Below are 21,664 nucleotides of genomic sequence, written 5' to 3' on the forward strand. Positions count from 1 at the left end.
GGCAATTTATTCTTCTTCTATAAGCATCACCTACGCCCACCTGCACCGATATTCATAACTACGATAATGAGAATTGCCGACAAGATTAAAATACTTTATCTTTGTTTTTCAAGGCTTATCATCAACATTATATTTGAATACACCTTCCCTATGAAAAACAACAGCTTTTTATTTTCTGCCAAAGGAATCTGTACAGCAGCTTTTATTTCCTTAAACACAATTGTTTATGCTCAGAAAACCGCAGATATCTCAACCATTTCGGACAAAACCTTAAACAGTATCCTGGAGAAGAACAGAGCTTATTACAGCCAGGGAAAAGTAGCCGATTACATTCCTGAACTGGGAAAAATGGATGCTAAAGCAATAGCCTTTTCAGTGGTAGACAAAAACGGGAAAGTATTCAATGCCGGAGATGTCAATAAAAAATTCACCATGCAGAGCATTTCCAAAATCATATCATTAATGGTGGCTGTCAATGAAAAAGGAGAAACCAATATCTTTGATAAAATGGGATATTTCGGTTCCGACAAACCTTTCAACCATTTTTCCAACCTTGAAACTACAGGAAAGCCGCTTAATCCTATGATGAATGCAGGGGCAATTCTTACTACTTCATTAATTTCCGGTGATGGAGAAAAACCATTCCTGAAGATACTGGATATGGTAAGGTACATTACCAAAAACCCATCCATAGATTACAACAAATCAGTTTACGAATCTGAAAAATCAACAGGACACCGCAACCGTGGAATGTTTTATATTATGAAAAACAGCGGACTGATTTCGGGAAATGAAGACCAGCTGGACAACTATTTCAAGCAGTGTTCCATTGAACTTACCGCTGAGGATCTTGCTAAAATAGGTTATTTCTTTGCCAACCAGTGCGTAAGATTCGACGGAGATACCACTTTTAAAAATGCCGATATGGCCAAACTGATAGAATCACAAATGCTGACTGCCGGAATGTATGAGTTCAGCGGTGAATATTCCAGAATGGTAGGACTGCCAAGCAAATCCGGTGTAGGAGGCGGAATTACCGTAAGTGTTCCGGGAAAAATAGGAATCGGAGTTTTCAGTCCTGCTTTAGACCAGCATGGAAATTCTCTGGCCGGCTATCATATGATTTTAGATCTGGCCAAACAGTATGGATTAAGTATCTTTTAGTTTTTTAAACCAACAATAACTCACCAGCAATCCTGCTCACTGAAAGGAATTTTACTTCAATTATCCCACAAAGCATGCCAATGGCTTATTAACAAAAACAACAACAATCGACACATAAGAAACAGTAAGCATATCAAACACTTACTGTTTTTTTTATGAATTTCGGAAACATATATTAATTATTCTTAAAATATCCTATCTATTTCTTTATCAAAAGGATAGGAAAAATTCATAAATAATTTAAATTAAATCACAATATATTGATTAATTTTATATAAATTTGCACTGTCCATTTATCAGATTGACAAAGGAGATTCTTACACTTTCGGACTCTTATCACTGTATATTATCTTTTTGTAATATTACTCAAAACAAATCTCTTGTTTTTGAAATATTTTATTTTTTATTCCTATATTTGCTTAACATTTTTTTAACTATAAATAGTTATAGTTAAAATTACTAAGATTGTATCGTCACGTTTCTAAGAATAATAAAACAATAATTATACTTTAATAGCATTTGAATAATTATACTTTTTATATTAAAAAATAGTTATCAAATTACATTTATGATTAAATATATAATACAATTTTATTATTTTTATTTCATTGTAACAAAATATCATTGTATATCCCAGTGATATTGATGTTTTGTTATGAAACAACATTAACTATCCCAATACCGTAAATGCTATGAAAAACTTGACCACAATCAGGCTGATGCCCTTTGAACAACCGGACACTAACCTTATATTATGCAATCTATTCCAGACCAATAGATCATTGAATAATTGCCAAAAAACGATTCAATTCGTTAACGATCTAACAAAAACCAATTTTATTATATCATAATGATAAGCAATTGCCTTATTACCGAAAGGCAAAGCATGTTGTTATGAATCTCTGCTATCATTCAATAATTATCACGCCATGAAAAACTTAACCATTATTGGACTGACGCCTTTTGAAAAGCCGGACGTTACTCTTATATCCAGATTACACCAGGCGGGTGCATTCCCCGTTTTAAGTTTAGGAAATGAGATAACGGCTGCACAGGAAGCGTTACATCAACTTGATCAGATAGACGTACCATCTTATGGTATTTATTTTTCTGCAGACAACTTCGTCTCTCTTCAAATTCCTGAAAAGGTAAGATTTGCGATCCTTCCATTCGGAATGTCTAAACCCTCTGCGCTGCCTGCAGTTTATCAGGTAACGAGTCTGGAAGAAGCAAGACAGGCTGAACAGGCGGGAGCAGAAGGAATCATTATCAAAGGAAATGAAGCAGGCGGATGGGTAGGCTATGAATCCACGTTTGTATTATTCCAGCGTGTGATCAAAGAAATCCAGAGCATTCCGGTGTGGGTACAGGGAGGAATAGGTCTCCATACCGCAGCGGCAACAAAAGCTTTGGGAGCAACAGGAATTGTACTGGACAGCCAGCTAGCGTTGTTCCCCGAAAGTGCAGTTCCTCAGGATCTGAAAGAAATATGCTCAAAACTGAATGGTACAGAAACTAAGGTGATTGCCAACCATCGCGTATTGGTGAGACCCAACTCACCTTCCTTACCCGAGAATGCAACTGCCGGAGATCTGAAACAATATTTTACAGACCTGGATCTCAGCACTTGTTACATTCCAATGGGACAGGACATTTCGCTGGCCACAGATCTGTATGAAGATTTCAAAACACTGAAAAAACTTATTTTCGGTTTCAAAGAAGCCATGTATGGATATCTGAAGCAGGCAAAAGCACTCAAAGTAATTGATAAAGGAAACTCTTTAGCTCAGGAACTGGGACTGCAATACCCTATTGCTCAGGGTCCGATGACCCGTGTGAGTGACGTTCCTTCATTTGCCAACGCAGTAGCAGATGCCGGAGCTTTACCTTTTGTTGCTTTATCCTTATTAAAAGGAGAAGCTGCAAAGTCTCTGGTAATGGACACCAAAAAGCTGGCCGGAGAAAAAACATGGGGAGTAGGAATTTTAGGATTTGCCCCTCAGGAATTAAGAGATGAGCAAACCTCTTATATACTGGAAGCAAAACCTCCGGTAGTTTTAATTGCAGGGGGAAGACCCGCACAGGCCAAAGTATTTGAGAAAGCGGGAATAAAATCATTCTTACATGTTCCTTCCCCTGCTCTTCTGGATATTTTCCTTAAAGAAGGAGCTAAAAACTTTATTTTTGAAGGACGTGAATGCGGAGGCCACGTAGGTCCGCTGTCCAGTACGGTTCTTTGGGAAAAACAAATTGAACGTATTTTAAAAGAAGAGCATCCTGAAAACATCAGTGTATTTTTTGCAGGGGGAATTCATAACGCCTTTTCAACAGCATTTGTTTCCATCATGACAGCCCCATTGGCTGCAAGAGGAGTAAAAATCGGGGTATTGATGGGTACAGCCTATCTGTATACTCATGAAGCTGTACAGACAGGAGCCATTCAGGAAGAATTTCAGTCCCAGGCTATGCAGGCAAAAGATACGGTCTTGCTGGAAACAGCTCCAGGACACGAAACCCGTTGTTTAAATACAGCTTTTACCCACCATTTCAATACAGAAAAAGCAAAACTTCTTGCTGCCGGAATGGATAAAAAACAAGTCTGGGAACAGCTTGAAAAATTAAATGTAGGCCGTTTACGTATTGCTGCGAAAGGCATAGAACGACAGGGCGATAAGCTTGTCAATATTCCTAAAGAGGATCAGCTGGACTTAGGAATGTATATGATCGGACAGGTAGCCACCATGCAGAATCGTGTGATCTCACTGGCAGCACTTCATCAAAGTGTTGTAGACAATTACGAACATATTCAGGAGGCGGCATTACCGGAAGAACCCGTTTCTACGGAAAAACCGCTGGACATCGCCATCGTAGGAATGGAATGTATTTTCCCGGGAGCTAAAAACCTTGATGAATACTGGAGAAACATCATTTTAGGAAAAGACAGTGTCACTGAAGTACCCGACGAAAGATGGAATAAGGAATTATACTACCATCCGGATTCTGACGGACCGGATGTATCCCACTCCAAATGGGGAGGATTTATTCCTAAAATCGATTTCGATCCATTGGCATTCGGTATTCCACCACAATCTCTTGCCGCTATTGAACCTACTCAACTGTTAACTTTATTGGTTGCCAAGCGTGCCATGGAAGATGCAGGATATGGAGAAAAACACATCAACAGAGAAAACATTTCTGTCATCATAGGTGCTGAAGGAGGAAATGATCTTGCCAACAGCTATAGTTTCAGAGGATATTATAAGCAGGTTTTCGGAGAACTTCATGAAGAAGTAAAAGAAGCCTTCCCACATACTACTGAAGATTCTTTCCCGGGTATTCTGGCAAATGTAATCGCAGGTAGGATTACGAACAGATTAGACCTTGGCGGCAGAAACTTTACGGTAGATGCAGCATGTGCTTCTTCTTTGGCAGCCATTGATCTGGCATGTCAGGAACTTGTATTAGGAAAATCTGATATGGTTCTTGCCGGAGGTGCAGACTTACACAATGGAATTAACGATTATCTGATGTTCTCCAGCACGCATGCTCTATCCAGAAAAGGAAGATGTGCTACATTTGACAGCGATGCAGACGGTATTGCTCTTGGAGAAGGTATTGCCATCCTTGTTTTAAAAAGATATGAGGATGCCGTACGTGATGGAGACCGTATTTATTCAGTGATTAAGGGCGTTGGAGGATCCAGTGACGGAAAAGCATTGGGCTTGACTGCTCCAAGACAGATAGGTCAGGTAAGAGCATTAGAACGTGCTTACACCCAGGCAGGTATAAGCCCTGCATCTGTTGGATTAGTGGAAGCTCACGGTACAGGAACGGTGGTAGGTGATAAAACCGAATTAAGTGCACTGACTAATTTATTCAGCCGTTCAGGGGCATTACCCGGGCAGACTCATTTAGGATCTGTAAAAACACAGATTGGTCATACAAAATGTGCAGCAGGATTAGCAGGATTAATCAAAGCTTCTCTTGCAGTTTATCATGGTGTAAAGCCACCTACCCTTCACCTTCAGCAGCCAAATGCTTATTATAACGCAGAAACCAGTCCGTTTGCCTTCCATGCAGAAAGTGGATTATGGGCAGAGAAAAACCGTTATGCAGGAATCAGTGCTTTCGGATTTGGAGGAACAAACTTCCATACCGTTATTGCGAACCATCCTAAGCAGGATGATTCAATTGCCATGCAGTCATGGCCTTCAGAACTGTTTGTTTTCCGTGGAGATACGTATGAAGAAGCGAAAGAACAGTCCGGTCAGATTAAAACTTTATTAGAAATTAATGATGGTATTCCGTTACAGGATATTGCATACAGCTTAAGCATCAGTTCAGAAAAGCCTATCCAGTTCAGCATTGTGGCTGATACGGTTGAAGATCTGATGATGAAGGTTGAGCTGGTATTGTTAGGAATTGAGACTAAAGATACATTTACCGTGAATAAAAAAGAAGGTAAAGTAGCGTTCACATTCCCCGGACAAGGCAGCCAGAGAATCAATATGGCCCGTGACTTATTTGTCGTTTTCCCGGCCATGCGTAAGATTATTGATAATTATCCTGAGCTTGAAAAAGTGGTTTTTCCATCTAAAACTTTTAATGAAACTGATTTAAAACAACAGAAAGAAACCATTAAAGATACCCGTTTAGCACAACCGCTTTTAGGAATTGTAGACCTTGCATTGGCAAAATTCCTAGAATCATTAGGCATTATCCCTGATATGCTGGCAGGCCACAGCTATGGTGAAATTCCGGCTTTATGCTTTGCAGGAGTATTTGGAGAGGATAAACTGGTGGACCTAAGTGTTAAGAGAGCTCAATCTATCTTAGATTCAGTAGAAGGCGGAGATCCGGGTTCAATGTTAGCCGCAAGTGCTGCTGCAGAACGTTTACAACCTATTATTGCTAAAGTTGAAGGATGCTATCCTGTGAATTTCAACGCTCCGACTCAATGTGTGATTGCTGGAAATACGGAAGCCGTCAATAAATTACTTGAAGTGCTTAAACAGGAAGGTATTTCTGCGAAAAAACTGGAGGTTGCATGTGCTTTCCACAGTCCATTATTAGCGAAATCCAAAGGTTTATACGCTGAAGTCTTAAAAGATGTTCCTTTCCAGGAAATGCAGATTCCTGTTTGGTCTAATACCACTGCAGAAGTATATCCAACGAATCCATCAGAAATAAAAGAAAGACTTACTGATCATCTGGTACAGCCTGTAAGATTTGTAGAACAGCTTCAGGCCATGTACAATGACGGTGCAAGAATATTCATCGAAGTAGGACCGGGAAAAGTACTTACCGGATTAACCAAATCCTGTCTTGAAAAAGATCAGCTCACCCTATATGTTGAAGACAACAGCCGTAATAAATTCAGCCATCTGCTTTGCATGCTGGCACAATATTTAGGAACAGGCAGAAGCTTTAACATTGATAAACTTTTTGACGGCAGAAGTGTTACGATTATTGATCTTAACCAACCTGAGCTTTACAAAAAAAGCCCTGCTATCTGGCGTGTTAACGGGCAAACTGCCCACCCAACCACCGGTAATCTGCCATCTAATGGTGCATTACCACTTATAAACCCAATTCCCATGAACAATTTTACTAATAATCCACAGGCACCCGCAACGGAAGCCCAGTCTACTGCTGAACGCATGTTGCAGGAATATTTGAACAGCATGAAATTAATGATACAGGCACAACGCGATGTGATGCTTTCCTTTATGGGACAGAATCCTCAGGCGTTCCCTGCTCCTGTATACCATTCACCAGCACCAGCTGCTGCACACCAACCTATATCTACGATTCCGGTTCAGCCAGTTCATCAGCAACCTGTAGCTGTAGCTCCTGTAAAACAAGCTCCGTCAAGAGATATTAAATCCCTATTACTACAGGTAGTAAGTGACAAAACAGGATACCCTCAGGAAATGCTGGGTATGGAAATGGACCTGGAAGCGGATTTAAGTATCGACTCTATCAAAAGAGTTGAGATCATCGGAACACTTCGTAACGAATTGGGAACTCTGGGCAACGGAAACACCAGCGAAGACACCGTTATGGAACAGCTGGCAGGCATAAAAACATTAAGCGGATTAGTTTCATGGCTTACTGAATTCTCAGGTGCTGAAACAACTGCTGCGACTGAAAAAAACGGAACAACAACGGAACCAACAGTTTCAAAACCACAGGCTCAGCCGGCATTCTCACTGGAGGACCTTCAAAATGCCATTTTGAATATCGTGAGCGAAAAAACAGGATATCCAAAAGAAATGCTGGGTCTTGATCTTGATCTGGAAGCAGATTTAAGCATAGATTCCATCAAACGTATGGAAATCATCGGTGATCTTAAAACTAAGATCGGATTTGGTCAAAACCTTGAACAGGCTGATGATGTGATGGAAAAACTGGCGGCCATTAAAACCCTTCGTGGTCTGGCAAGCTGGATCAGCGAAATGAATGGGGAAACCAACGAAGCAGTTCCGGAAGCGAAAGAAGAAAATACTACAGAGCCAACTCAAAATGTATTGTCACGTCTTCGTTTTGACATCACTCCTACTGATGTTTCTAAAGTACAAAATACTGAAGTATTGCAGGGAAAACGTTTTGCCATTACACAGGATAACAGCAAACAAACTTCTGCGATCAAAGAAACTCTGGAAAAACATGGAGCTATCGTAGAAATAGTAGATACGGATAAAGATCTTTCAAATATCGACGGATTAATTATGTTAGACCTATTCTCTGCCGTTGATAAACCAAGTATTATCGATCATGTAGATCTGATCAAGAAACTGGATTTTGATAAAGCAAAATGGGTATATCTTATTTCTGATATTCCTGCACATATTCAGGAAATTACAGATGCAAGTATATTACGTCATCATCAGGGATATCCGGGACTTTTCAAAAGTTTAGCCAGAGAATTTGATAATACAACATGCAGACTCATCAGCCTGAGCACCCCTCAGGAAGTAGATCAGATTGCTGAAATCACCTTAAAGGAAATCCTTACGAATGATAAACCCGCTGAAATCATTTACAAAAATGATCAGAGACATAAAATAGACATCATTCCTTCTCCATTATCAACAAGCTTACATGAAGCGCATATACAATTAGATCAGAAATCTGTGGTATTGGTACTCGGAGGTGCACAGGGGATCACCGCCGAACTGGTAAAGCATATGTCTCAGGCTTATCCTTGTACCTATATTCTGGTAGGGAGATCGGCAGACCCGAGAAATGAGCTTTCTGCGAAAGATTTTCAGGGAATGAAAACCAAAGAGGAAATCAGAGGATTTCTGATCAGATCCGGACAATTCGCTTCTCCGGCAGAGATTGAAAAAGAAACAACGAAAATTTTCAAAAACAATCAGATTCTTCGCACCATCCGTGATATGGAAGAACTTGGAAATACCATCATTTACCAATCACTGGATCTTTGTGACGAAGAAGGTTTAAGCAATCTGATCAGCAGTATTTATGAGAAATACAACCGTCTGGATGGAGTCATCCACGGAGCAGGTCTTTTAGAAGATAAATTGTTCAAACAAAAGACCACAAGCTCTTTCGGACGTGTATTTGATACCAAAGTAAAACCCCTACGTGTATTAGCGGAACAGCTCCGTGAAGACTGCCAGTTTGTGGTATTATTCTCAAGTATTGCTTCCGTATACGGTAACAAAGGTCAGACCGATTATGCGGCCGCCAACAGTGTACTGGATGATTACGCTAATGCTTTAAACAAAAGGTTAAAAGGAAAAGTAATCTCTATCAACTGGGGCCCATGGAAAGGAGCCGGAATGGTCTCTTCCACCCTGGAATCTGAGTACGAGCGCAGAGGTATTTCCATGATTCCATTGGATGAAGGAAAAGAAATCTTCCTTAACGAAATTAAATACGGAACAGAAAGCCAGGTGCTGATCATGTCAGGAAATAATTGGTAAAACACTGTATAAACAAAGTATGAAAAAAACAGATGTTGCTGTAATTGGTTTATCCTGTGTCTTTCCCGGGGCACAGGATGCCAACACTTTCTGGCAGAATATTGTCAATAAAGTCGATTCTACCGAACTCGCTCCGACGGATCGGATAGATCCTGTTCATTTCAGTGATGCCACAAGCCCCGTTGACCGTTTTTACTGTCAGCGTGGAGGGTTTATCCCTGATTATACTTTCGATCCTACCGCATTTGGTATTTTGCCATTAGCCGTTGAAGGAACGGAACCTGATCATCTGCTTACCCTTGATCTGGTACAGAAAGCACTGGAAGATGCAGGTATATTTCAGAAAAACATTTCCCTTGAAAAAACGGGAATCATAATCGGTAAAGGAAACTACACAGGTCCAGGTGCTACCCGAGCGATTGAAATTGTAAGAACCGGAGAACAGATTTCTTCATTGTTACAAGAGTTACTGCCTCACGTTTCTTCTTCCGATATTGAAAAGGTAAAGCATGCATTTCAGGAACGTAAAGGTCGTTTTGCAGCAGATACTGCGATGGGATTAATTCCCAATCTTGTTGCTTCTCTTGTCGCCAACCGTTTCAATCTGGGAGGTGCTGCATTCACTGTAGATGCCGCTTGTGCCTCTGCTTTAATTGCTGTAGATCATGCAGTGCAGGAACTTCAGAGAGGCCGTTCCGATATCATGATCGCAGGAGGTGTACACACAGGACAGAATGCTGCCTTCTGGAGTATTTTTGCCCAGCTGGGAGCAATGTCACGTCAGCAGCAGATCAAACCTTTCAGTATGGATGCTGATGGTCTGTTAATCGGAGAAGGTTGTGGTTTCGTAGTCTTAAAAAGACTGGAAGATGCCGTTCGCGATCAGGATAAGATCTATGCGGTTATTAAAGGCGTTGGCGTAAGCAGTGATGGTACCGGAACCAGCGTGATGAGCCCATCTGTAAAAGGTCAGCTGAAAGCGTTGGAACAGGCATGGATCAATGCTGATTTAGATAAAAATAAAGTGGGATACCTTGAGGCTCACGGCACAGGAACACCGCTTGGAGATAAAACAGAACTTCAGACCTTAGCCCAATTCTTCGGAAAAGAAGAATCAGCTCCAGCAGCGGGTATCGGATCTGTAAAGTCCAATATCGGACATGCCATGCCAGCTGCCGGAATTGCTGGATTAATTAAAACCTGTCTTGCCTTACATCACGATACTTTGCCGCCAACCTTGTATTGTGAGAATCCCACTGCAGAGATGCAGAACACAAGATTCGAACCGGTACAGGAAGCCAGAAACTGGTCAAAAACAGGACTACCAAAAGTAGCTGCGGTGAATGCTTTCGGATTCGGAGGAATCAATGCACACATTGTTTTGGAAGGGTATGATATGCCTAAAAAAGATCAGGTATTGATCTTGGCCAGACCTACTCACGAAGAACTGCTATCTGCATTACAAAATAATGAAACAACTATCGGCGAAGGAGATTTCAGAGTTGCGATATTCGATCCAACTCCTGCCAGAATAGAAAAAGCCATAAAAATTGTTTCCAAAAATATCATCTGGAAAAACAAACAGGATATCTGGTACACTTCTACCCCATTATTAAAAGATGGCGGTAAAGTAGCCTTTGTATTCCCTGGATTAGACGGACTGGCAAAAGGTGAGGTAGAAACGGTAAGCCGTTATTTCGGATTATCAGCACCAATCAAAACAGAAGGTGAAGGTCTTTTAACCGATGCCTTAAACATTTTCAATAACTGCAGTATCCTTGATAATTCATTAAAAAAACTGGGAATTATTCCCGATATGAATGCAGGGCACAGTTTAGGAGAATGGCTGGCCGGTTACTCTTCGGAATTAGCGGAAGCCAATTCTGTAAAAGCCTTAATTGATGTACTGAATCCTGAAACTTTTGAACTAAAAGATTCCAGATTCATTGCCATAGGAGCCGGAATTGAGGTGATAAAACCTTTTATTGCTGAAATTTCAAACCTCTATGTTTCCAATGACAACTGCCCTAATCAGGTGATTCTTTGCGGAAGCAATACTGCTCTGGATGAGTTGGTTCCCTTGTTAAAAGCAAAACAGATCTTCCATCAGGTATTGCCGTTCCAGTCAGGATTCCACTCTCCTTTTATCGCTGATAAATTGGATGTGATCCTTGCGGGGATGGAAAAAGCACAGTTCCAGCAGACGAAAATCCCATTGTGGTCTGCCACCACTTTAGAACCTTATCCTGCAGATCAGGCAGCGATCAGAAAACTGAGTGCCGAGCATTTGGTAGAACCTGTCCGTTTCCGTGAACTGACAGATAAATTATACGAAGAAGGCGCAAGAGTCTTCATTCAGGTCGGTACAGGAGGACTGATCGGGTTTATTGATGATACGTTAAAAGGAAAAGCATTCAGTACGATTGCTTCCAGCGTTCCTACCCGTTCTGCATTGGCTCAATTACAAAGAGTAGTTGCTTCATTATTTGTAGAAGGAAAAACAATTGCCCTTGACTTTTTAGAGATTCAAAATCATTCGAAAAAAGCTTCAGGAAAAGGCATTAAACTGGAATTAGGTTCACCTATCATCCGGAATTTTAAAGAGGTGAAAGCGTTGGCTCAGTCTTTTGACATGCCAAAACAATATGCAGCAACAGCTTCAGCTATTGCCACAAAAAGCGGACATCCGCTGGTACAGGCATTCCAGGATAACGTTGCCGATATGATCCGTATGCAGGAAGAAGTATTGACTTTATTCCAGAACCGTCCGGAAATCACAATCCAACGTCCTGCACCTGTAGTTCAGGCTGCTCCACAACCCGTAAGAAGTACAAATTTTACAAAAGATTTATATGTAACGCTGGAAAGTCATCCTTACCTGATCGATCACAGCTTATTGAGACAGCCAAAAGGATGGGCTCATGTAGCAGATATGGAACCGGTAATCCCGATGACGATGATCTTTGAACAGCTTGCAGAAATTGCAGAGGCAGAAATCCCGGGAACATTGGTTCATAAAATCATGAATGTAAGTGTATTCCAATGGATGAACGTGGCCAAACCTTTCGAAAAAACCGTAAAAGGAGAATGGCGTTCACCGAATCATGCCTATCTTGACATTGAAAACTTTGCCAACGCAGAAGTAGTCTTAAAATCTGCTCCTGTTCCAACACCTGACTTCAATCTTTCCATCGGTAATCTTTTACCTATCGAAAGAACCCCTGAAGAAATCTACGACATGCACATGTTCCATGGAGACCAATACCAGGGAATTACTGAAGTTTCTGCCGTTGGAGATAAAGGAATCATCGGGAAGATAAAAGGAAACGGAGGTAAAGGTTCTTTACTGGATAATGCAGGACAGCTTTTCGGGCTTTGGCTTCAGCTTACTTTGGTGAAAGACCGTATTGCATTTCCTGTCAAGATCAGAGATATTGAATTCTTCGGCGATATGCATGATCAGGAAGGTATTTTTGAATGTACCTGCATGCTCACCGAATTGAATGATGAATTCGCCATCGCCGATATCATCCTGAAAAGAGACGGCAAAGTATGGTGTGCGATTACCGGATGGCAAAACAGAAGACTGGAAATTGATGCCGCTTTATGGAATGTTTCCATGTCACCACTGCACAACAGGCTTTCGGAAGAGATTGCTCCTGATGTATTCTTCTTCCACCAAGCCTATACAAGAGTCGCTTCGTGGGATTTTATCCTGAAAAGATATTTCAACCAAACGGAAAAACAGCATCACCAGCAGCTATTACCTAACAAAAAGAAAAACTGGATGGTAAGCCGTGTGGCAGTGAAAGATGCCGTAAGAAATCTTCTTCGCAAAGAAAAAAATCATGCCTGCTTCCCGATCACGTTTGAAATCCGTTCCGATGAAGTGGGGAAACCTTACCTTATCAGTGATTTTACAGATAACATCCATATTTCTCTGGCTCATAAAGGAAAAGAAGCTGTTGGGATCGCGAGATATGGAAAATCTGTAGGAATTGATATGGAACTGATGGAAGAACGCAGTTCAGGATTCTACGACATGGTATTTACCGACAAAGAATTAACCTTATTAAAAGACCGAGATCAGGCAGAATGGACCACCCGATTCTGGGTAGCCAAAGAAGCTTATGGAAAGTTTCTGGGAACAGGACTGAAAGGAAATCCTAAAGCCTTCGAAGTCGAATTGATAAAAGACGATCACCTGTGGATCAACAATATTGAAATCAAAACTATTAAACATAAAAATTATATTATCGGATGGACACTGTAAACGCAACATTAAAAATGAACCACGAAGAACTTTTTACTTTATTAAAAGGTTTTATTACTGAAGTGATAGGTGCTGAATTTGTAGAAGAGATGGACATTACTCCTGAAAGTTCATTCACCAGAGATCTTGAAATGGACAGCATTGAGATTGTCTCTTTCTCTGAAAAGATCAAGGCGCATTTTGGCGATCAGATCGACTTTACAGGTTGGTTATCATCTATGGATCTTGACCAGCTTATTAATCTTGACCTTAGTATGATCATCAATTATATCTACGAATGCCAATAATCACTGTCAATAACAGACAAGTTCATATACAGGAACTCAACAAAGGAGCCGGACAAACCGTGGTACTCATCCACGGTATGTTCAGCAACCTGTCCATTTATTATTTTAATATTGCCCCTGTGCTGGCAAAACATTTCCATGTGGTGATGTACGATCTGAAAAGCCACGGTATGAGTGAGCGTTTTCTTGATGGCTATGACCTTGATAACATGTCTTCCGATCTGATAGGTTTAATAGATCACCTTCAACTGGAAAAAGTACACCTTGTCGGCTACAGCTTCGGAGGCCTTATCGCTTTAAAAACAGCCTTGGAATATCCTGACCGCGTGAATCAGCTAGTGGTGATCGAAGCGCCGGATCCTCAGGATGAAAAAGCCCGTAACATCATTGATGAATACAGCAAGGAATTTCTTGAGCACTACGTAGCCAACTTTACAGACACCACCAAAGTGCAGATGGGCAAAAGACAAATGGAGAAGAACCACCGTATGTATGAATTTTTGTTTAACCAAACCAGCATTAAAGCAGATATGATTAAGGAAAAACATTTCCTGAGTGAAGCCCGTTTTAATGAATTATCGGCTCCTACTCTATTGCTTTATGGCGCTGATTCCAACTGCAGACCTACAGGTGAACGGCTGCAATCTCAAATCAGCCAGTCTGAACTTGAATTAATCCCGGGTGATCACAACATTCCTATCCAGGAACCAAATCTGATTGCAGAAACGATTGCTCAATTTTTATCTAAAATTTTAACACAAAACCATGGCTAAATTTGCATTTATAGTTCCACCATTGACAGGTCATGTCAACCCTACTTTAAGCATCGGTGCCACCCTGCTGGAAAGAGGACATGAGGTAGCCTGGATCAGCCTTGACCCGACTTTAGAGGCCAAACTTCCCGAAGGAGGAAAATTATTACTGATCCAATATGATCAGACCGACGAAGAAAAGAAAGAAAGCGAACAATATCTCGATATTATCTCCAAAAAAGTAGTTTATGGAATCGACAGCGTTAAGTTCCTGTATGAAGAGGTTCTTATCCCGCTGAACAGACATTGCTATAATGGTATTGTTACTTTATTAAAAATAGAGCAGCCCGATTTGGTTATCGGGGATCATCAGTTATTTGCAGCTCCGGTTGCAGCCAAAACTCTTGGTATTCCTTACGCCACTTCCGTTACCGCCCCGGCCGCTATTAAAATCATGAATGAGCTTCCAAAAGTACACGAATGGGAAGTGAATCAGATCATCGATTTGCAGAAAGAACTGGGTTTCCAGGAAGAACGCTCTCTGGCAACTTCAGATTTGCTGACACTTGTTCTGACTTCCGGTTATTTCTTTGGGGAAATGGAAGATCTGCCGTCTCAATACCAGTTCACAGGTCCGGTTCTTACGGAAAGACGTGTTTCATGTGAATTCGACTGGGAAAAGTTAAAAAGCAAAGACAATAAAAAGATCTTAGTAAGTATCGGAACTACCTTCGATCACGACCATAAAAAAGCATTTTTCCAGAAGGTTATTGATGCCTTCAAAGACGAAAATTTAACCGTTGTAGTAGTTTCCGATCCACAACTTTTTGAGCAGTGGCCGGACAATTTTATGGTGTATCAGCAGGTTCCTCAGCTGGATCTGTTACCTCATCTTGACGGTGTAGTTTGCCATGGCGGCCATAATACCGTTTCTGAAACATTATCCAACGGTATTCCTTTGGTTGTGATTCCTATTGCCTATGATCAGTCGCATGTTGCAGGGCGTGTGGTGCGTACAGAAGCGGGTGAGCGCCTTAATTTTAACAGATTTAAAGCCAATCACCTGAGAGAAGCCGTACACAAGATTTTAAATACTCCGGGCTACCGTGAAGCGGCTCAGAAAGTAGGAAAGTCTTTTGTGGAAGCAGGAGGCGCTGCTACAGCAGCCAACCTATTGGAACAGGCTATAGTAAAGGCTTCAAAACCTGAAAAACCGTCTAAATTTTTATTCGTAGTTCCTCCGTTTTTCGGACATGTGAGCCCGACTCTGAGTGTGGGAGCAAGTCTGATTGCCCGCGGACATGAAGTAAAATGGTTCGGGATAACCCCTTTAGACAGTAAACATATTCCTGAAGGAGGTTCTTATTTCTACCCTGAAGAAGATCTTGTTCCGTATCAGGAAGAAATTGCCCGTATCTTGAAAAGGCAGGATGACGGACCTGCATGTTCCGGTCCTGAAGTAATGAAGCTGGCTCTGGAAGAAACCTATGTTCCTTTCGCTAAAATGATGATGCCAGGATTAACCAGACTCACTGAAAGCTGGATGCCGGATGTAATCGTGAACGACTGTATCACTTTCGGAGGGGCTCTTTTCGCCCATAAAAACAATATTCCTTGTGTAACGACAACTCCTGTACCACCGGATGTGATGGGAGACACAGAAAAAAATGCTCCCAAAATCTGGGAATGGCAGCAAAAACTGATCAAAGATCTGCAAAAAGAAGTAGGAATTCATGAGGAAGGTATTTACATCCATTCTCACAAACTGAATATGGTATTTACCTCTCAGGCTTTCGCCGGATTTGAAACCGTTCCGCCTCATATGAAATTTGTAGGCCCGGTAAAAGGACGTCCGAACGATGCTCCGTTTGACTGGGATAAACTGAATGCGTCTACCACTCCAAAAATCTTTGTATCATTGGGAACGCTGCTGGTAGACATCAGAAAAGCTTTTTTTGAAAAAATCATTGCAGCATTTAAAGACCAGCCGGTGACCGTGATTGCTGCTACTCCACCCGAAATTTTTGAAGAATGGCCGGACAACTTTATCGTGAACAGCTTTGTGCCACAATCGGCAGTGATGCAGCAAATGGATATGGTGATCTGCCACGGTGGTTTCAATACTGTAAATGATACTTTCCGTAATGGATTGCCCATGCTGATCACACCTATTGCCTATGATCATTTTCATATTGCCAAACTCATCGAGCAGGCAGGTTGCGGAATCAGCATCCGGTATAAAAGACTCCGCGTAGAGGCCCTTCGTGAAACCGTTTTTGAATTATTGGAAAATCCTAAATACAGAACTGCCGCTCAGGAAGTAAGAAATACATTCACCCTTGCCGGAGGAAATGACAAAGCGGTAGAGCTGTTAGAAAATTTTGTAAACGAACATTCAACATTAGCTTCTGTGTAGCCTATGAATCAACCTATGAAAAGAAGATTGTTATTTGGTGAACGCATGTTACTGGGAGACGGAACAGAACCTTTTAACGCGGTCATTCCGTTCAGACTGAGAGGAACTTTTACCTTAAAAGAGATCCAGCAGGCTCTGGCCCGGATTCAAAACAAACACCCTTGGTTGAGAGCATTGATCAGCCATGATGAAAAAAATATTCCCTGGTTTAACGTTCCTGAAAAAACGGTTTCCATTCCTGTAAGAATCGTTACCAGACAAAGTGAAGACCAGTGGCAGGAAGAATCCAGGAAAGAATGGAACACCATCTTTAATTACGAAAAATTACCCCTGATCCGGTTTATCTGGATCAAAGGGGAAGACGTTTCTGACATGCTGTTTGCGTTCCACCATTGTCTTTGCGATGGTGGTTCTGCAATGGCTTTCTTAAAAGAGTTTTTAATAGCTCTGGACAACCCGGCTGCCGATATCGGGACAGAAAATCCTATCCTGGGGATCGAAGATGTGGTTCCTGCCCATATCCTGAACAGCCGCAGACAAAAACTGAAAGCCAGATTTATCGGTAGGTTGGCTGCGACCGCGATCAAATGGATTCCTACAGGCAAAAAAGCTGTAGAAAGACAGAATGATTACCTGATCAACTGGAAGCTGGATGAAACGGTAAGCAAAGAATTAATCGCTTACTGTAAATCCCAGGGCGTGACAGTCAATACATTTTTGAGTGCAGCGGTATTGCAGGCATTTAAAAAAGTAAGAGGAGAAAAATCCTTCAATAAAGTTTCCTGTCCGGTAGACATCAGACGTTTTGCAGGACAGATCAAAGAAGATCATATTTTCGCTTTCGGGCTGATGATCGTGGTTTCTTCTGATGAAAAGCTAAGCTTTGAGGATAATCTCCGTGTGATGCAGAAATCTGTGGAAAAAAAGACCTCAAAACTGAATCCCTATATCACCATGATGGTCATGGAATCCGGGCATGATGCCCTGAGTAATTTCACCAGGCTGTTGAAGAACGGAAAATCCTCCAACGATTGTATGTTTTCCAATCTGGGGCGCATTCAGATTCCTCATGAGTACAAGGAGTTTACGGTGGAAACCATCCTCAGCCCGTCCGTCATTGGCCCTTTGGGGAATACCACTACCCTGGTGGTTTCTACTTACCGTGGAAAAATGGATTTTTCTTTCATGGGAAGCGAAGGCTACTTACCATATACCGATGCCACAGCAGTACGTGACGAAGTTATGCAGACCATTCATTCACAACTAAAACAAATGGCAGTATCATGATCAAAAGACCCTTAATGATGGTGGAAAGGATCATGTATGTAGATCCTGAAACTCCTTTAAACTGTATCTATACGGCAAGAATCAAAGGAGAGATTCCTGAAGAAAATTTTAAAGCTGCTTTAATAAGAATCCAGCAGAAGCATCCTATTCTAAGAACGAATATTGACCATAACATCGGAAACTACCCTTATTTTATGGGGCAGAAAGATATTGAACCTATTCCGCTTCGCATTGTAGAACGTACAACAGATGAAGATTGGTTCAAAGAATCCGAAAAAGGATGGTTTAAACTTTTTGAAACACCCAAAAAGCCATTGGCCGAAGTAGTCTGGGTAAAAGGACAGGATACTTCCGAAATCCTTTGGATCATGCCTCACTGCATATCCGATGGAACCACCGGAGTAACCTTACTGCGTGAGCTTCTGAGTTTGCTGGACAATCCTTATGCTCCATTAATTCCTTATGTTGCTTTTGAATCTGTTGATGATTTCCTGCCTTCGGATTTTAATACAGCAATCAAAAAATATAAGGCCGGCCTTTACCTTCTGTTCGCCAGAATATTCTTTTCCATCCAGCGAAAAAGCAAAAAAAGAAACCAGGGAAAAAGCTATACCATTCACTGGAAAATGACTCAGGAAGAAACCCGGCTTATCACTGAAAAATGTAAAGCCAACCAGATTTCTGTGCATGCTTTGCTGTGTTCTTCCGTGATGCAGGCCTTCCGTGATGTTCAGGGAGACCGTGCCAAAGGTAAAGTGATCAGTCCGGTAGATGTGCGCCATTTTATTCCGGAAATTAAAGAAGATCATTTATTTGCTTTTGCCCCAACTGTGGAGCTTTCGATCAGGAAAAACAGCAATGATGTGATGGACAATGCCAGGCAGATCAAAAAAGATCTTACTGCAAAAATCAATAAGATGGAAGCCCGTGAGCTCCTGTGGATGGGAGAACATATGCACCCTGTTGTAGGGCGGATGATCAATATGCTGAAATCCAGCGAAGGCGGGCATGATATTACCTTATCCAATATGGGCAAGATCAATATCCCGAATGACTATAAAAACTTCAGTCTGGAAACTATTTTTAGTCCTACCGTGGCTTTCCCATGGCTGAACTCAAATACCTTAGTCACCAGCACGTACAACCAGCAGATGGACTTCACCTTCATGTCCAATGAAAATTTTCTTCCCAAAGAGGAAGCTCATCTGATAAAAGATAAAGCCATCGAGCTATTGACAACTTCTCTATGAAATTTAAAATAAAGCCTCCGAAGCCCAGACTGATAAAGAAAACCACCCTCAAACGCTTTCTCATAAAGCGTACGATTTATTATGTCCTTCCGAATGTGTTTTTTAATTTCATTATTGCTTACGCCAGTTTCAAGGAATTGGGCTACACCCATTTTTTTTCAGGAACTCAAAATCTTGCCCGTCTTACCCTGCCGATGGCCATCTTCCTTCCGGTGGTTCTTACCATAGACATCATCAAAAGAGTAACGGATGCAGCCAGCCAGGAAGCCATAGAGTTTACGGTAGACGAACAGCTTAATATCAAAAAGCTGATGACCAGACTGAGCATCTTACATGGATTGATTACAGGACTATTGGTATTGTCGCTGCTGTTTATAGGACAGTATAATTTTTCAAAAGATTACAAACTGGATGCAACAGCAATGGCTGTTGTGGTGGGAACGCTGGCCGGAATTCTGTCTGTGGTTTTTGTATACTTACCCATATGGAGGTTAAGGAAATGGATGTGCAAAGTAACATCAGTCCCTGCAGATTTAAACACATAATTTCCCAATAAAAACATACATCACTGTATATCATTGAATTAACAATAAAAAAATATAACAACACCCGGTTGATCATGAGGTTACCGGGTACTTTTACGGGCATCTTGACTTAATTTTTTTCTTTAAAACTTACTATTTGGTAAATTTTTTATATTTATATAATAATTTACAAGAATTTTTCTTGAACAGAATGGTTAATAATGTATGTACAAAATCACGGATCAATTAAAAAATATAGGATTCAGTATCAATCGTTTAGATTATATTATCGCCCGAAATAACAACAAAAGAGAATTCAATACCCTGGAATATTTTTGTATTTATATTATTCTGGAAAACACCCAGCTAACGGTAGAGAATGTTCCATACCCTTTAAAAAGAGGAAGTATTGCCTTCGTAGGGCCGCAAAAGAAAATAGTTTTTGGTGAAACCAAAAGATCAGATGTGTATTCAATTGCTTTTTCATCCAGTTTTTATGAAAGATCAACCAAAGACAGTCTTTTTATCAATTCTCAGCTTTTTTATAATTATAATTCCGATATATTTATAGCACCTTTCCTCAATGTAGAACAGATGAGAGTGGTTTTTCTTGAGCAGATGGAAAGTTTCAGAAAAAAGGATGAAAGCTTATATATAGCGGCTGCCCATAATGCTATAGAACGACTGATGCTGGATGCCCTTCTGCATATTCCCACTGAAGAAATCAAAAAAGAAATCAAATTTGACTATATGTATTATGTCAACCGGTTCAAAGTTCTGTTGCAAAGAGACTATAAAAAGGCAAAAAAAGTGGCTTATTACGCCGAAGAACTTAATATCTCATCAAGGAAACTGACCGAGATGACAGAATATGTATTGGGAAAAACAGCCAAACATATCATCATTGAAAAACTCATTACCGAATGCAAAAAAGCCCTGAGCTTCTCCAACTCCACGATTTCTGAGATATCTTATGATCTGGGTTTCAGCAATGAAGGAAACTTTACTAATTTTATTAAAAAACATACGGGAAAAAATCCCTCCGAAATGAAATAATTTGTATATTTACATAAGTAACCTTTTGGGGAAAAATATAGGTTATATGCTTGCAAAGTATATTTTATTCATTTTGCTTTATTTTGCTTTTACGAAATCATTTGCACAGGCAGCAGACGGTTTGAGGCTTAACGTTAGGCTTTATCCTGTACAGATGCTTGCTGTAGGCACAGGATTTTCGGACGAAGGGAGCGAGTCTTCCTTCCGGGAAGTTCAGTCTGTAACCATCTCAAGTCCGTCCGGATTTCAGCTGAAAGCAGAATATGATGAAGATCGTGATACGTCCGGTACTTCCGAAAGCAACAGGGAAAGATCTGGTGATTACCCTCTTATCAGCCATCACAAAGGGGTGGTTCAAAAGAGATATATCATCGATCATGAGTTAGAAAATGCAATGGAAGATTTAAGCTCCAACAGCAGTGATGAGCAAAATTTTTTAATATTAACTCTAATTTCTCAGTAAAAATTAAGCAACGCTTAAAAAAAATACTATGCATTGAATAATAATTCTACAATTTATTCATTCCCTATATATTAAGTAAAATTAATGTTTAAGATTAATAAAGCATTTTTTTTACTTTATGGTGATTTTATCAGCATTTAAACTATACTTTTTGTGTAATTATTCACAAAAGGCATTTATTTCTGCGCGCTTATTTCTCCGTAAAAATTCACAAATAATAAGTATTTTTTCACAAAGATC

The 21,664-nt window shown here is 40.7% G+C and carries 11 protein-coding genes; all 11 read left to right on the forward strand.

The window, feature by feature from the left end; genetic code table 11:
* Positions 1 to 150: 150 nt before the first annotated feature.
* The 11 genes from glsA to AC59HC_RS17690 all read left to right on the forward strand — a co-directional run bounded on the left by glsA (position 151) and on the right by AC59HC_RS17690 (position 21,424).
* A complete protein-coding gene (gene glsA, locus AC59HC_RS17640; RefSeq protein WP_202839154.1) occupies positions 151 to 1,164 on the forward strand; it encodes a glutaminase A in 1,014 nt (337 codons plus the stop codon).
* Between the two features lie 929 nt (positions 1,165 to 2,093).
* Complete coding sequence (locus AC59HC_RS17645) at positions 2,094 to 9,116, forward strand: SDR family NAD(P)-dependent oxidoreductase (RefSeq protein WP_496559078.1); 7,023 nt, start codon at positions 2,094 to 2,096, stop codon at positions 9,114 to 9,116.
* A gap of 19 nt (positions 9,117 to 9,135) precedes the next feature.
* On the forward strand, positions 9,136 to 13,389 hold the full coding sequence (locus tag AC59HC_RS17650) for a beta-ketoacyl synthase N-terminal-like domain-containing protein (RefSeq protein WP_496559079.1): 4,254 nt from the start codon (positions 9,136 to 9,138) through the stop codon (positions 13,387 to 13,389).
* Positions 13,377 to 13,676 (forward strand): acyl carrier protein, encoded by a 300-nt coding sequence (locus tag AC59HC_RS17655; RefSeq protein ID WP_034696900.1) that lies wholly within the window; start codon positions 13,377 to 13,379, stop codon positions 13,674 to 13,676. Before AC59HC_RS17650 ends, AC59HC_RS17655 begins: the two co-directional genes overlap by 13 nt.
* Positions 13,667 to 14,449 carry an alpha/beta fold hydrolase gene (locus tag AC59HC_RS17660; RefSeq protein WP_496559080.1) on the forward strand — a complete coding sequence of 261 codons (783 nt, stop codon included), beginning with the start codon at positions 13,667 to 13,669 and terminating at the stop codon, positions 14,447 to 14,449. Before AC59HC_RS17655 ends, AC59HC_RS17660 begins: the two co-directional genes overlap by 10 nt.
* On the forward strand, positions 14,442 to 16,844 hold the full coding sequence (locus AC59HC_RS17665; protein ID WP_496559081.1) for a glycosyltransferase: 2,403 nt from the start codon (positions 14,442 to 14,444) through the stop codon (positions 16,842 to 16,844). The genes AC59HC_RS17660 and AC59HC_RS17665 overlap by 8 nt, the downstream gene beginning before the upstream one ends.
* Before the next feature lie 15 nt (positions 16,845 to 16,859).
* Positions 16,860 to 18,131 (forward strand): condensation domain-containing protein, encoded by a 1,272-nt coding sequence (locus AC59HC_RS17670; protein ID WP_496559082.1) that lies wholly within the window; start codon positions 16,860 to 16,862, stop codon positions 18,129 to 18,131.
* Positions 18,128 to 19,381 carry a phthiocerol/phthiodiolone dimycocerosyl transferase family protein gene (locus tag AC59HC_RS17675; RefSeq protein WP_395974465.1) on the forward strand — a complete coding sequence of 418 codons (1,254 nt, stop codon included), beginning with the start codon at positions 18,128 to 18,130 and terminating at the stop codon, positions 19,379 to 19,381. The genes AC59HC_RS17670 and AC59HC_RS17675 overlap by 4 nt, the downstream gene beginning before the upstream one ends.
* Entirely contained in the window at positions 19,378 to 19,926 is a 549-nt protein-coding gene (locus AC59HC_RS17680) for a hypothetical protein (protein ID WP_343641906.1), read from the forward strand. The genes AC59HC_RS17675 and AC59HC_RS17680 overlap by 4 nt, the downstream gene beginning before the upstream one ends.
* A 204-nt stretch (positions 19,927 to 20,130) precedes the next feature.
* Complete coding sequence (locus AC59HC_RS17685; protein WP_343641908.1) at positions 20,131 to 20,961, forward strand: helix-turn-helix domain-containing protein; 831 nt, start codon at positions 20,131 to 20,133, stop codon at positions 20,959 to 20,961.
* 46 nt (positions 20,962 to 21,007) lie between these two features.
* The gene (locus AC59HC_RS17690; protein WP_202839127.1) at positions 21,008 to 21,424 is read left to right on the forward strand and encodes a hypothetical protein; all 417 of its coding nucleotides are present in this window, start codon (positions 21,008 to 21,010) and stop codon (positions 21,422 to 21,424) included.
* Positions 21,425 to 21,664 lie beyond the last annotated feature (240 nt).

The organism is Chryseobacterium sp. DZ-32, from assembly GCF_059587025.1.